The following is a 12,349-nucleotide window of genomic DNA, read 5'->3' on the forward strand; positions in this document are numbered from 1 at the left end:
CCGCCTTGATATCCGCAATTTCAAATTTAGGCTCGCTATTTTGCACTAAATTTACGGAATTTTGTGCCGCGCCGCATCTTGCCGCATCCGTAGAATTTTGCCCTGCACCGGGCTCGCTTTTTAAATTTTGCTCACCGCCCGAACTGCGCGGCGCATTACAAGCTTCGATTGCTCGCGCGAGTTTCTCAAAAATTTCAGCAAACTCGCTCGCCCTACCGTAAGCGGTCGTGAGCCTGCTCCACGGCACGTCCTGCGCTTTTAAATTTGCGATATATTTCAAATTTTGCTCATTCATCCGCGCTCCTTGCGAATATTTTTAAATTTAAGCTTTGTGAGCCGTTAAAATTTGCGCTCTCGGTTCAAATTTAGCCTCTTTCGCACGCAAATTTAAACCGAGCCCAGGCGCAAATTCTACCTCGTAAGCTCCCTGCTATGCTCGATTAGATCCTCTATCTGCTCGCGCGGCACCGCATCAAGGCAGACGCTGATCCAGTGCTTTTTATTCATATGATAGGCTGCAAAAATTCCTTTTTCGTCACGCAAAATTGCCGCCAAATCGGGCGAAACTTTTAAATTTATCACGTCGCTTGAGCCAGGAAGTGCGCGACCGAGCTTTTCGTTTGCAAGCCCGCGCATCAAAAGCGCAAACCACTTGCGCTTCCCTCCTGCGTGACGAAAAACCGCAAAATTCGGATATTCATCCCACAGATACTCGCCATCCGCGCCGTAGCGCTGCTTCATTAGTTTTAGGACGCTGCTGAAGTTCATTCTCACTCCTTGATATCGATCTTTTCTTTGCGCAATCGCGCCAACCACTCATCCAGCGTCTTTTCAAAACCGATCCCTTTACTTTCGTAAAATTTCGCCGCCTCGCTCATATAGGCCTGCTCGACCCAGCCGCCGAAGTCGTGCGGGTATTTGTAGTCTACGATCTGCTTGTCCGAGTTGATGAGATAGCGCGGCGTAAGTAGCGGTGCAGCGGAGCGGACGAACTTCAAAGCGGCGTTGATGCCCAAATACGCGGCGTTTGATTTGGGGCTGTGCGCCAGATAGATCGCGCATTGCCCCAAGATAATGCGAGCCTCGGGGTAGCCGATCTTGCTGACGGCAGTTAGCGTGCTGGCGGCGATATTTAGGGCGTTTGGATTGGCGTTGCCGATATCCTCGCTAGCTAGGATCACCATCCTGCGCGCGATAAAATCCGCGCTCTCGCCCGCATCTATCAGCCTCGCGACGTAATACAGCGCGGCGTCGGCGTCGCTGCCGCGCAGGCTTTTGATCATCGCGCTAGCAAGCTCATAATGCAGATCGTCGCTGCTAACGCCCGCAGCGACGGCATTTGCGCGCAGCGTGCGAAGTGTATCCAGCGTAATGGCGCTGTCTGCTAAAAGCGCAAATTCCAGCAAATTTAACATACTCCTCGCATCGCCGCTACTAGAGTTTAGCAGGTATTTTCGCGCCTCCTCGTCCATCTCAAAGCCGATCTCGCCCTGCACCCGCGACAAAAGCGCCTCCAAATCCTCGTAGCTAAGCGGTTCGAACTCAAAGATCATCGAGCGTGAGCGGATGCCGCTGCTTAGCACAAACTGCGGATTTTCCGTCGTCGCGCCGATGATGATCGCGGCGTAGTTCTCCATCGGGATGAGCAGCACCTCCTGCTGCGTCTTGCTGAGGCGGTGGATCTCGTCGATGAAAATGAGCGGCTTGATGAGCGAGCCGGCGTGCGAGGATAGAATTTTGCGGATATCTTCGACCTTCAGGCTCGTGGCGTCAAGCTCGTAAAAATCGTAATTCAGCTCGCTTGCGATCACGCGCGCCATCGTCGTTTTACCGCTGCCTGCGGCGCCGAAAAATATGCTGTGCGGAATGCTGCCTGCGGCGACGAATTTTTTAAAAACCGCTACGATCTTGCCCTGCCCCACGATTTGATCAAGGCTTTTGGGGCGAAATTTCAAGCTCAAACTCATTTTACACCCTTAAAAATTTTGCCCCGATGATAGCGTTTTTATGATTAAATTTTGAAATTCGGCTAAATTTAAAGAGCGGTCTGGGTTTTACATACGGCGAGGGTTTGAAATTTATACACGGTGAGAGCTTGAAATTTGCGGCGCGCAGCAGACTTGAAAATTTTAGACAGGATTTTAAAATTTTATGCCGCGCGCGAGCTGGCGATATAAAATTTTGCGGCGAAAACAGATCGCGCAGATTTGGCGGGCCTAGCGGTTTTAAAATTTAATGCCCGCATTGCGTGGTCGCGCCGTCATACATAGCGCGCCCGCAATCAGCTAGGCGCGTAAGATGAAATTTTAAAATTTAGCCCTATTTTGGGGCTAAATTTTATCTCGCGGCAGGCGACGAGCCGCCAAATTAGCAAATCAATAAACACAAAATCAGCAAAGCTAAAAATCGTCTCGCTCTCATAAAATCATCGCACGACCATCGCGACTATCGCCTCGCTCGCGCAGAAACGTATTAATCTCGCGCCTACGTAACGCAAAAATGTAAAATATAGTCGCGCAATCGTCGCAATAATCCGCACGATCGCGCAAAACTCATCGCGCCAATTCCGGCGCCAGCGTAAATTTAATCTCGCGAAGCTGCGCGCCCGCGTAAAATGCGTAAAAATTACCGCGCTAACGCCGCACCCACGCAAAACCGCCGCCTATTTAAAAAGCTCAGTAGAAAGATACCTCTCGCCGGTATCGCAGAGGATCGTAACGATCACTTTTCCCTTGTTCTCGGGCTTGGCGGCGATCTGCGCGGCTGCGTAAACGTTCGCGCCGCTTGAGATGCCCACGAGCAAGCCCTCTTTTTGTGCCAGCTGTCTAGCTGCCGCAAACGCATCGTCGTTCTCAACGCTCAAAAAGCCGTCGATGACGCTTCTATCAAGATTATCAGGGATAAAATTTGCGCCGATGCCCTGAATTTTATGCCCACCCGCACTGCCGCACGTAAGAAGCGGCGAGCTAGCAGGCTCCACGCCGTAGGCTTTGAGGTTTGGATTTTTAGATTTTAAAAATTTCGCCGTGCCGCTGAGCGTGCCGCCGGTGCCAAATCCCGCGACTAAAATATCTACCTTGCCGCCGCTTTGTTCCCAAATCTCAGGTCCAGTGCTTTGAAAATGCGCCTTTGGATTGCTTGGGTTATCAAACTGGCTCGGAATGAAGCTATTTGGAGTGCTCGCAGCCAGCTCATTTGCCCTATCTACCGCGCCTTTCATTCCGAATTTCGGATCGGTCAGCTCGATTTTAGCGCCGAATGCGGCGATGAGCTTTTGGCGCTCGATACTCATCGAGCTTGGCATCGTTAGAATGAGCTTCATACAGAGCTTTGCTGCAATCATCGCAAGCCCCACACCCGTGTTTCCGCTGGTAGGCTCTATCAAAACGCTATTTTTATCGATTTTGCCTGAGCTTAGCGCGTCTTTTACGATCTGCCATGCGATGCGATCCTTGACCGAGTGGCTTGGGTTTAAAAATTCCGCCTTGGCTAGAATGAGGGCATTTTTGCCAAACGTATTGATTCTGACTAACGGAGTATTGCCGATGAGCTCCGTAACATCGTTTGCTATTTTCATGTTTTTCCTTTAAATGCTGAAATTTAAATACTGGACGCTTCGCGCCATCATCTCCTCGTAGCTGCTTAGAGGCTCGTTAAATATCTCTGCCAGCTTGACGTCAAATTTTTCAAAAAACGCCCGCAGTCCAGGATCACTCATCTGAATGCTAGTCATCCGCAGATCCTTTTCAAGCGCGGTAAAAATTTCACCGAAAGAAATCTCGCTAGCATCTCTGGCTAGGTGATAACCGCCGTTTTTACCTTTGATGCTACACACTAGCTTTTCGTTTCTAAGGGTATTTAGAATTTGCTCCAAATAATTCTTAGAAACTCCCGTACGCTCGGCGATCTCTTTTATACTTATTGGCGCTACTTCGCTAGCTTTGGCGATCTGCAAAATCGCAGCCAGCCCATAAACGCCCTTTGTGCTTAAAAGTGCCATTATTTCAGTGCCTCACTAAGATCGGAAATCAAATCATTCGCGTCCTCTATACCCACGCTTAGGCGAATTAAGCTCGCAGGCACGCCAGCGCGGTTTAGCTGCTCCTCATTTAGCTGCGAATGCGTCGTGCTCGCAGGATGAGTGATGATCGACTTCGTATCGCCGATATTTGCTACGACGGAGAAAATTTTAACCTTACTAACCGCCTTTAGCGCTGTTTCTTCGCTATCTACGATGAAACTCATCAAACTGCTTGCATAGCCGTTTTTAAATTTCGCTTTGATCGCGGCATTAAACGGCGAGCTTGCAAGCCCCGGATAATTGACCTGCTTTACCTTCGGATGATTTTGTAAAAATTCTGCTATCTTTAGCGCGTTTTGCGAGTGTTTTTGCATACGAAGCGGCAGTGTTTCAAGCCCCTGAATGAGCTGAAACGCGTTAAACGGCGATAGCGTCGCGCCGATGTCGCGAAGCAGGGACAAACGAATCCTAAGCGTGTAAATGTCGAAATTATCTACTAAATCTGCATAAACTAAGCCGTGATAGCTCTCATCAGGCTCGTTGAAATGTGCGTAACGCGGATTGCCTTTGAGCTTGGAATTTAATCCCTTGCCCGAAACGATCGCGCCTGCGATGCTAAGCCCCTGCCCGCTTATATATTTGCTAGCGCTGTGGATTACGACATCGGCGCCGTCATCAAGCGGATTGTAAAGCGCAGGGCTTGGGATCGTGTTATCCGCAATCGTTACTACGCCGTGCTTATTTGCGATTGTAGCGATTTTAGCGGTATTTGCAACCGAAATTTGAGGATTTGAAAGCGTCTCAAAAAAGATCGCTCTAGTCTTATCGTCGATTAAACCATCCAAATTATCCGCAGTTTCGGAATCAAAAACCCTAGCCTCGATGCCGAAACGCTTGATCGTGTGCGCCAAAAGCGTAGTTGCTCCGCCATAAATTTTCTCGGCGATGATAATATTTTCGCCCGCTGCGGCTAAATTTGCTACCGCAAAAAATATTGCTGCCTGCCCGCTAGAGACCGCGATGGCGGCTTTGCCGTTTTCCAGCGCCGCAAGTCGCGCCTCAAAAACATCAGTAGTAGGATTTGTCAAACGCCCATAAATCGGCCCTAAATCACGCAGCGCGAAGCGATCGGCGGCCTTTTTGCTAGAACCGAAGTTAAACGCGGTGCTTTGATAAATGGGAACTGCCATCGTGCCGTAGCCGGCGACGGAGTCGTAACCAAAATGAGTTGCAAGGGTTTCTTTTTGCATTTTTGTCCTTTGTAAAAAATTTGACGAATAATAGCTAAATTTTAAAATAAAGTCAAGTATTTTTATATGGTTTTAAAATGCCTATAATAACGGGATTTATAGAAAAAATATTATTAAAATATAGTTTTACAATATGCGTAATTTTGCCAAAATTTCGAATTTTGCTATAATGCGCGCTTTAATTAAGGAAAGATCATGCAAATCAAAGAAAAAGATGAGCGCGTTAAATATATCCGCGCATTAGAACGCTTCGTAAAATCCGCCGTAGCACTGCTAAAGCGCGAGGATTTCGACGCAGAGCTTTTTGCGAAGCGAATAGCTAAAAACTACGAAATTTTATCTAAAGCGGCCGCTGTAAATCTCGATAGCCCATACACCAAGGCGCTTGAGAGCTTTGCTAAAAACGTCCTTGATGCTAGCGAGGCAGGACAGACCAGCCATGCCGCGTTTAGATCGGCGCTACAGCATGAAGCAAACGCCTTGCAAAAGCTCAAAAACAATAAAAGTTACAAAAAAGACAAGCACAAAATCGATTTTTTAAAGGATTATTAGATGAAAACCGTGATTTTTGATATGGATGGCACGCTGCTTGACTCCTCGCGCGCGATCGAAATCAGCGTCAATAACACTCGCCGCGAGCTCTACGGCCTAGCGCCACTGCAAAAGAATTTCATCGTTCACACCATCAACGATCCTAGCAAAAACGCATTTTTGGAATTTTACGGCAAAACCGAAGCGAGCGCCGAAGAGCTTGTTTTTTTCGAGAAAGAATTCGTAAGCAATTACCGCGATTTTGCCGTGCTTTACGAGGGTATCGAAGATCTTTTGCACTCGTGCAAAAAAGCAGGATTTTTCCTCGCAGTCGCCTCCAATGCGCCTTCCTATACCATAAGCGCGATCTTAGAAAAAACGGGCGTACGCAGGCTATTTGATCTGGTCGTAGGCGCGGACGAGCAGATGCCATCAAAGCCCAATCCTGCGATGCTGCTACACGTAATCTCGCGCTCACCGCACAAAAACGCGATTTTTTTGGGTGATAGCAAAAAAGATGAGCTAGCCGCGATCCGTGGCGCGGATTTTTTACAAAATTTAAAATTTCAAGGCGGCAATGACGATGAGAGCTTAAATGCCAGCCGTGACACTAGTAAAAAGAATTTCAGCGCTAGCAGTGGAAGCTTAAGCTCTTGCGGCAAAAATCTTAACGCGGATGAAAAATTCCGCTCTAACGACTCGAACGCTGGCGAGGCGGCAACGCTAAGCTTTAAAGGCGCCAGAATTTCCGCAAAAGCAGAAGCGACGGAAAGCGCACAAACTGCGGCAGCGCGACATTTTCAGGCAAACTTGGCAGATCTAAGAGGCGCAAAACTTGAGTATTTGCAGGTATGCTGGGGGTTTGGCGAGCCTAGCGAACTAAGTCGCAATGCCCTAAGCATCGCGCAAGCGCGCGAAATCATCGGCGGAATTTAAAACAGCCTGGCTTTTTAGGCATAGCTAATTAAAAGCAGTATTGCAGCATGGCAAAATCACGCTTAACTCTTAAAACGGAGCAAATTCCATCCTTGCGCGCAACGCGAGCGAAATTAAAATTTAAAAATAATCCTTGCGCAGAAAATTCCGCCAGCACAAAAACCGGGATTTCATCTGCGCGAGTGAAATTTAAAATTTTAAAAGTAGCTCTTGTGGTGCGCGATTTCAACTGCGTGAAAAATGAAAATCCTATTTGTAAAAGGTGGCGGAATTTTAAAATTTAAAGACGCCCTCTTGCGGGTTAATTAAAATTTACCTCAAAAATCAGGCTTAAAATTTAATGCCAAACGCGATTTTGGAATTTTACTGCGTCCATGAAATTTCAAATCCTGCGCGAAATCCAAGAATTTTAGCGCTCAAACAAAGCGGAATTCTATCCACTCAAGCGAAATCTAAAATTTCACTCGTGCCACGGAATTTTAAAATTTCCGCAAAAATCAAGCCGCTTATCTGTAAATTTAAAATTCCGCCTATCTACAAAGCTTCGCGTTTAATCCGCCACGCGACCAAGATTAAATTTTTAAATTTCGCTCGCTCTACTTATCTCGCAAAAAAGTAAAATTTTAAAATTGCGAAATCTAAAGCCCAAAATCCCGCGCTTAAGCTTAAAATTTACCACACGCAAGTGCAAAATCTGCGTAATCGCTCCTGTTTAAAAGCACCGATAGTTTGCCGCGCCCTAACCTAAATTAAATTTTACATTTGCTATAATCGCGAAATTTTAAGGAAGGTAAATGGATATTTTTGAAGGCAGCCCAAGAGAGAAATTTTTTGAAATTTTATCCGCTGCAAGCCCTACTTTAGTGCAAAACGAAATCGAAGAAGCTCTAATCCGCCTAATCGCCTGTGAGCGGCTCTGCCAAACGCGCGGCATTAGCGAGCGCGAGATCAAAAGCTTCATCGCACAGCAAGATCTACAAGACGAGCTAAACGACAAATTTTTGCAAATGAGCGGAAATATCCTAAGCAACAACGAATAATGCTAGATCAAATCGATTTAATTATGAAAAACTTCATCGCAGACTGCGGCTACGAGCCCGCTAACGAGATGTTTGATAGGCTAAGCCCCGGCAAAAAACTGCGCTCCAAGCTACTGCTAAACATCGCGCAAAAAGATGAAAAATCGCTGCATCTGTGCGCGATCATCGAGCTCATTCAAGCTGCGAGCCTGCTGCACGACGACGTCATCGACGAAAGCTCGGTGCGCCGCGGCAAACCTTCGATCAACGCCACTTACGGCTCCAAAAACGCCGTGATGCTGGGCGACATACTCTATTCCAAGGCATACTTTGAGCTTTCTAAATTTGAAAGCCGCATCGCCGCCGCGCTTTCGGGCGCCGTCACGAAGCTGGCCGTGGGCGAGCTGATGGACGTAAGCTTAAGCGACGATTTCAACGACGATGCGAGCAAATATCTGCAAATGATCTATCTAAAAACCTCCGCCTTGATCGAAGAGGTCGCGCGCTGCGGGGCATTTTTAAAATTCGGCGACGCAGAAAATCACGGCGAAATTTCAGATATGAGCTGCGCAAAAAACAAGATCGAAATTCCAAGCGCCGCGAAAGATCATAATGAAATTTCAAGCGCGAGCGCAAAATTCGGCGAATACGGCAAAAATTTAGGGCTTGCCTTTCAGATCATCGACGACATCTTAGACGTCACGCAAAGCTCCGCAACGCTAGGCAAGCCGAGCCTGAGCGATTTTGCGGAGGGCAAAACCACCCTGCCCTACATCTATTTATACGAAAATTTAGATGATGCGCAGCGGCAAAAGCTAAAATCGTTTTTTAAAAAGCAGCTTTGCCAGAGCGAAATTTCATGGATCAAGACAAAGCTTAGCGAGCACGGCATCATCGAGCGCTGTATAAACGAAGCTCGCGCCTACGGGCAAAAGGCGCTTGAAGCCGTGGCGGAATTTAAAAACGACAAGCTGGAGCAAATCGTGCGAGATATGATAGATAGGGAGTTTTGATGGCGTATATGAGCGTGAGCTTCACCCACAAAAACACGGACATCACGGTGCGCGAGAAACTTTCGTTTTCAAACGATGTGCGCAAGAAAGAAATTTTGCGCCTTTTAGCTTCAAACTCCGCGATAGAGGAGTGCTTGGTACTAAGCACCTGCAACCGCGTAGAAATTTTTACCGTCGTAAGCGACTTTGATGAAGCGCAAAAGTTCGTGCTTTTGGCACTTTCGCGCATTAGCGGCGTGAGCTACGACGAGCTAGCCGAGCGTGCCGATATTTACGAGGATTACGGCGCGATACACCATCTTTTCGCCGTCGCAGCCTCTCTTGACAGCCTCGTAGTGGGCGAAACGCAGATCGTAGGCCAGCTCAAAGACGCCTATAAATTCGCGATGCAAAACGCTCGCGCCGGCGCGCAGATCGCAAGAGCGATAGATGAAGCGCTAAAGTGCGCGGCGCGCATTCGCAACCAAACCGAAATTTCAAAAAATCCAATCTCGGTCTCAAGCGTCGCCGTGGCGATGGCAAAGGGCAGACTGGGCTCCTTGCAAGGCACGGACGCCGTGGTAGTGGGCGCGGGAGAGATGAGCGAGCTGGCGTGCAAGCACCTACTCGCAAACGGCGCGAATATCACGATCTTAAATCGAAATTTAGCCGGCGCGCAGAGGCTGGCGGATTCTTTGATCGGCGCGGAAGCCGGCGCAAATTCGGAAAATAGTGCAGATTTAAATCGCGCGGATGTTAATCTAAATAACATGAGCGCGAACTGCGGCGTAAATTTGGACGGCAGCGCAGGTTTAAACTGCGCGGAAGCAGGCTCAAACGGCGACGCAGATGGCTGCGCGGCTACGAATAAAATTTCTACGGCGAGCGACCGTGCGAGCCGCGATGATAAAGGCGGCGCAAATTTAAGCGACGGCGCAAATATCTGCGCAGCTCATATCAAGACCGACGCGTTGGATAATCTGAAAAAATATCTGAACGCAAATAGCCTATTTTTCAGCGCTACGGGCTCGCAAGAGCCGATCATTACCGATAGCTTGCTTGAGCCCAAAAGCTTTAAGCGATATTTTTTCGATATAGCCGTGCCGCGCGACGTAGAGCTTAGCCAAAGCGAGGACGTCGAGGTTTACAGCGTCGATGATCTGGAGGAGATCGTAAAGAAAAATTTGCTGCTTCGCGAGGAGCAGGCGCAGATCGCTTACTCGATCGTGGCAAAATGCACGAATGAATTTTTCAAATGGCTGAGGGCGGCGGCATCCACGCCGATCATCAAGGCTTTGCGCCAAAGCGCGAAACAAGTAGCCGAGCTAGAGCTAGCCAAGGCGCTTAAAAAGGGTTATCTAAAGCACAGCGATGCAGAGGAGGCGCGCAAGTTAATTCATCAGGTTTTTAAAGCATTTCTGCATGCTCCGACGGTAAATTTAAAAAACCTTGGCGAAGCGGACGATACTGACGGCACGGTAAATGCGCTGGTCGAAATTTTTGAACTGCAAGAAAACTACGAAAAATTTTTAAATCAAGAAAACGAGAAAAAGGACAAACAAAATGAAATTTAGCAAGCTTTTCGCTCCGAGCCTAAAAGAAGCCCCCAGAGACGCGGTACTACCTAGCCACGCGCTTTTGATCCGCGCGGGATTTATCGAGCAGCTGGGCAGCGGGCTTTATAATTTTTTGCCGCTAGGAAAGATAGTGCTAGAGCGGATCTGCGCCGTCATCAGGCAGGAGATGGACGCTGCAGGCGCGCAGGAGGTCTCTTTTAGCGTCGTGACGTCCGCGGATGCGTGGAAAAAAAGCGGTCGCTACGCCAAATACGGTAAGGAGCTGCTGCGTTTCAAAGATCGTAAAGATAACGACTTTGTGCTAAGCCCAACTAACGAGGAAGCAGCGGTTTTGATGATCGCGGATAAGATCACGAGCTACAAGCAGCTGCCGCTAAATATCTATCAGATCAATACGAAATTCCGCGACGAGGCGCGCCCTCGCTTTGGGCTTCTGCGCGGCCGTGAGTTTACGATGAAGGACGCCTATAGCTTCCACGCGGACGCTGCGGATATGAAGCGCGAGTTTGAGGTGATGAGGCAGGCGTACTCGCGGATTTTTACGCGACTTGGATTAAATTTTCGCGCGGTCGATGCGGACAGCGGCGCGATCGGCGGCAGCGGCAGTAAGGAGTTTATGGTGCTAGCGGACAACGGCGAGGACGATATCGTCGTGTGCAAGCGCTGCGAGTATGCCGCAAATATCGAGGCTGCGCGCCGTGCGCCCAAAACCACGAACGCCGCCGCGCCCGAGACCGACGGCATGATGAAATTTAAAACCCCCGCGATGAAAACGATCGACGCGGTCGCGGAATTTTTTAAAGTGGATAAATTCTACACCATCAAGGCGGTGATCAAAAAAGCGCTATATGAGGATCGCAGCGAGATCGTAGCGTTTTTTATCCGCGGCTGCGACGAGCTGCAAGAGACCAAGGCGCAAAACGCCTGCGGCGCGCTTGAGTTAGTCGATGCCAGCGAGGAGGAGATCGCGCGAGCTGGCTTTACGGCGGGCTTTTGCGGACCTTTCGGGCTCGGCGAGGGAGCGAAATTTTACATCGACGCCGAGCTAAAAGGGGTGCGCGAGATGATCGCGGGCGCGAACGAGCCGGATTACCACTACGTGGGCGCAAGCGTGATAAATTTTAACGAATCGCGCTTTGCGGATCTCGCGGCCGTGGGCGCGGGCGATGCGTGTCCGTGCTGCGGCGGCGAGCTTGGCATCACGAAAGGCATCGAGGTGGGCCATATCTTTCAGCTCGGCACGCGATATTCAGAGCCGATGGGGGCGCGATTTTTGGATGCAAACGGCAAGGCACAGCCGTTTTTTATGGGCTGCTACGGCATCGGCGCAAGCCGCCTAATCGCCGTGGCGATCGAAAGCAGCCACGATGAGAGAGGCTGCGTGTGGCCGCGCGAGCTAGCGCCTTTCGAGCTTGAGATCATCATCTCAAATCACAAAGACGCGGCGGCGGTAGAGTTTGCCTCGCAGCTATACGAGCAGTGCCGCAAGCGCGGTATCCGCGTGCTACTTGATGATCGCGCGGAGCGCTTTGGCGTGAAGATGAACGACTTCGAGCTGATGGGCTTTCCGTATGCGGTACTCGTGGGCAAAGCCCTAGCAGAGGGAAGTGTCGAGTTCATCACTCGCGCAGGTCTAAAGCGGCAGAGCGTAAGCGCTGATGAAATTTTAAAATTTATCGAGAAAAAATTAATCAAGAAAAAATTAGGAAGCGCCTGAAATTTAGCCTTAAATTTGGGCTAAATTTTTACGCCTATTTGAGAAATTTACAGACCGATTTTTCTTGCGCTGCGCAGCGTGAAATTTTATAGATTTACCGTGCTAGCCGCACGAAAACAGGTTTTTGAACTCGGACGGAGCATAAAATTTTATAAATTTACTATGTTATCGCGTAGATATACTGTTCAAGGCACAACGATAAAATTTACACTTAAGCTGCACTGCCATTTCACTAAAGCTAAATTTTAAAGTATGAGTTTGTGACTAAGATTACATCGACAGCCAAACCGCTGTTTCAAGGCGAGA

13 protein-coding genes and 1 pseudogene are annotated in these 12,349 nt (G+C 48.8%); 8 read left to right on the forward strand and 6 right to left on the reverse strand.

The genetic code is table 11. The features are described from left to right. The 3 genes and pseudogenes from KH703_RS07395 to KH703_RS07405 form a co-directional block, all read right to left on the reverse strand. A pseudogene (locus tag KH703_RS07395) lies at positions 1-295 on the reverse strand (hypothetical protein); the annotation flags it as partial. A gap of 116 nt (positions 296-411) precedes the next feature. Beyond that, positions 412-768 (reverse strand): MmcQ/YjbR family DNA-binding protein, encoded by a 357-nt coding sequence (locus KH703_RS07400; protein WP_297896650.1) that lies wholly within the window; start codon positions 766-768, stop codon positions 412-414. Positions 769-770: 2 nt separating this feature from the next. Continuing rightward, positions 771-1,967 carry a replication-associated recombination protein A gene (locus KH703_RS07405; protein ID WP_304295264.1) on the reverse strand — a complete coding sequence of 399 codons (1,197 nt, stop codon included), beginning with the start codon at positions 1,965-1,967 and terminating at the stop codon, positions 771-773. Between the two features lie 104 nt (positions 1,968-2,071). On the opposite strand from KH703_RS07405, the gene KH703_RS07410 reads away from it, so the two are divergent. Further along, a complete protein-coding gene (locus KH703_RS07410) occupies positions 2,072-2,236 on the forward strand; it encodes a hypothetical protein (RefSeq protein ID WP_304295265.1) in 165 nt (54 codons plus the stop codon). A gap of 426 nt (positions 2,237-2,662) precedes the next feature. Here the strand turns inward: KH703_RS07410 and cysK are convergent, their stop codons facing one another. From cysK to KH703_RS07425, 3 genes are read right to left on the reverse strand one after another with little or no spacing between them, the layout of a single operon-like run. Beyond that, positions 2,663-3,577, reverse strand: a complete 915-nt coding sequence (gene cysK, locus KH703_RS07415; protein ID WP_304295266.1) for a cysteine synthase A — start codon at positions 3,575-3,577, stop codon at positions 2,663-2,665. A 9-nt stretch (positions 3,578-3,586) separates the two neighbouring features. Further along, on the reverse strand, positions 3,587-4,000 hold the full coding sequence (locus KH703_RS07420; protein ID WP_005870604.1) for an Rrf2 family transcriptional regulator: 414 nt from the start codon (positions 3,998-4,000) through the stop codon (positions 3,587-3,589). Further along, positions 4,000-5,271, reverse strand: coding sequence for an O-acetylhomoserine aminocarboxypropyltransferase/cysteine synthase family protein (locus KH703_RS07425; RefSeq protein WP_304295267.1), 1,272 nt, complete (start codon positions 5,269-5,271; stop codon positions 4,000-4,002). Before KH703_RS07425 ends, KH703_RS07420 begins: the two co-directional genes overlap by 1 nt. Positions 5,272-5,463: 192 nt before the next feature. Here KH703_RS07425 and KH703_RS07430 point away from each other — a divergent pair, with 192 nt between their 5' ends. The 7 genes from KH703_RS07430 to KH703_RS07460 all read left to right on the forward strand — a co-directional run bounded on the left by KH703_RS07430 (position 5,464) and on the right by KH703_RS07460 (position 12,043). Further along, on the forward strand, positions 5,464-5,823 hold the full coding sequence (locus tag KH703_RS07430) for a hypothetical protein (protein WP_304295315.1): 360 nt from the start codon (positions 5,464-5,466) through the stop codon (positions 5,821-5,823). After that, on the forward strand, positions 5,824-6,738 hold the full coding sequence (locus tag KH703_RS07435) for an HAD family hydrolase (protein ID WP_304295268.1): 915 nt from the start codon (positions 5,824-5,826) through the stop codon (positions 6,736-6,738). A gap of 340 nt (positions 6,739-7,078) precedes the next feature. Continuing rightward, positions 7,079-7,357 (forward strand): hypothetical protein, encoded by a 279-nt coding sequence (locus KH703_RS07440; RefSeq protein ID WP_304295269.1) that lies wholly within the window; start codon positions 7,079-7,081, stop codon positions 7,355-7,357. Between the two features lie 175 nt (positions 7,358-7,532). Then, entirely contained in the window at positions 7,533-7,778 is a 246-nt protein-coding gene (locus tag KH703_RS07445; protein WP_304295270.1) for a DUF2018 family protein, read from the forward strand. Then, on the forward strand, positions 7,778-8,770 hold the full coding sequence (locus KH703_RS07450; protein WP_304295271.1) for a polyprenyl synthetase family protein: 993 nt from the start codon (positions 7,778-7,780) through the stop codon (positions 8,768-8,770). The genes KH703_RS07445 and KH703_RS07450 overlap by 1 nt, the downstream gene beginning before the upstream one ends. Then, positions 8,770-10,323 (forward strand): glutamyl-tRNA reductase, encoded by a 1,554-nt coding sequence (gene hemA, locus KH703_RS07455; RefSeq protein WP_304295272.1) that lies wholly within the window; start codon positions 8,770-8,772, stop codon positions 10,321-10,323. The genes KH703_RS07450 and hemA overlap by 1 nt, the downstream gene beginning before the upstream one ends. Next, positions 10,313-12,043: a proline--tRNA ligase gene (locus KH703_RS07460; RefSeq protein WP_304295273.1), complete on the forward strand. Its 1,731-nt coding sequence runs from the start codon at positions 10,313-10,315 to the stop codon at positions 12,041-12,043. Before hemA ends, KH703_RS07460 begins: the two co-directional genes overlap by 11 nt. Positions 12,044-12,349: the final 306 nt, after the last annotated feature.

Source organism: Campylobacter gracilis, assembly GCF_018374135.1.
Classification (GTDB): domain Bacteria; phylum Campylobacterota; class Campylobacteria; order Campylobacterales; family Campylobacteraceae; genus Campylobacter_B; species Campylobacter_B gracilis_A.

Coding starts and splice junctions, on each gene's coding strand:
- KH703_RS07400 (WP_297896650.1), bottom strand. CDS start 768: ATGAACTTCAGCAGCGTCCTAAAACTAATGAAGCAGCGCTACGGCGCG.
- KH703_RS07405 (WP_304295264.1), bottom strand. CDS start 1,967: ATGAGTTTGAGCTTGAAATTTCGCCCCAAAAGCCTTGATCAAATCGTG.
- cysK (WP_304295266.1), bottom strand. CDS start 3,577: ATGAAAATAGCAAACGATGTTACGGAGCTCATCGGCAATACTCCGTTA.
- KH703_RS07420 (WP_005870604.1), bottom strand. CDS start 4,000: ATGGCACTTTTAAGCACAAAGGGCGTTTATGGGCTGGCTGCGATTTTG.
- KH703_RS07425 (WP_304295267.1), bottom strand. CDS start 5,271: ATGCAAAAAGAAACCCTTGCAACTCATTTTGGTTACGACTCCGTCGCC.
- KH703_RS07435 (WP_304295268.1), top strand. CDS start 5,824: ATGAAAACCGTGATTTTTGATATGGATGGCACGCTGCTTGACTCCTCG.
- KH703_RS07440 (WP_304295269.1), top strand. CDS start 7,079: ATGCCAAACGCGATTTTGGAATTTTACTGCGTCCATGAAATTTCAAAT.
- KH703_RS07445 (WP_304295270.1), top strand. CDS start 7,533: ATGGATATTTTTGAAGGCAGCCCAAGAGAGAAATTTTTTGAAATTTTA.
- KH703_RS07450 (WP_304295271.1), top strand. CDS start 7,778: ATGCTAGATCAAATCGATTTAATTATGAAAAACTTCATCGCAGACTGC.
- hemA (WP_304295272.1), top strand. CDS start 8,770: ATGGCGTATATGAGCGTGAGCTTCACCCACAAAAACACGGACATCACG.
- KH703_RS07460 (WP_304295273.1), top strand. CDS start 10,313: ATGAAATTTAGCAAGCTTTTCGCTCCGAGCCTAAAAGAAGCCCCCAGA.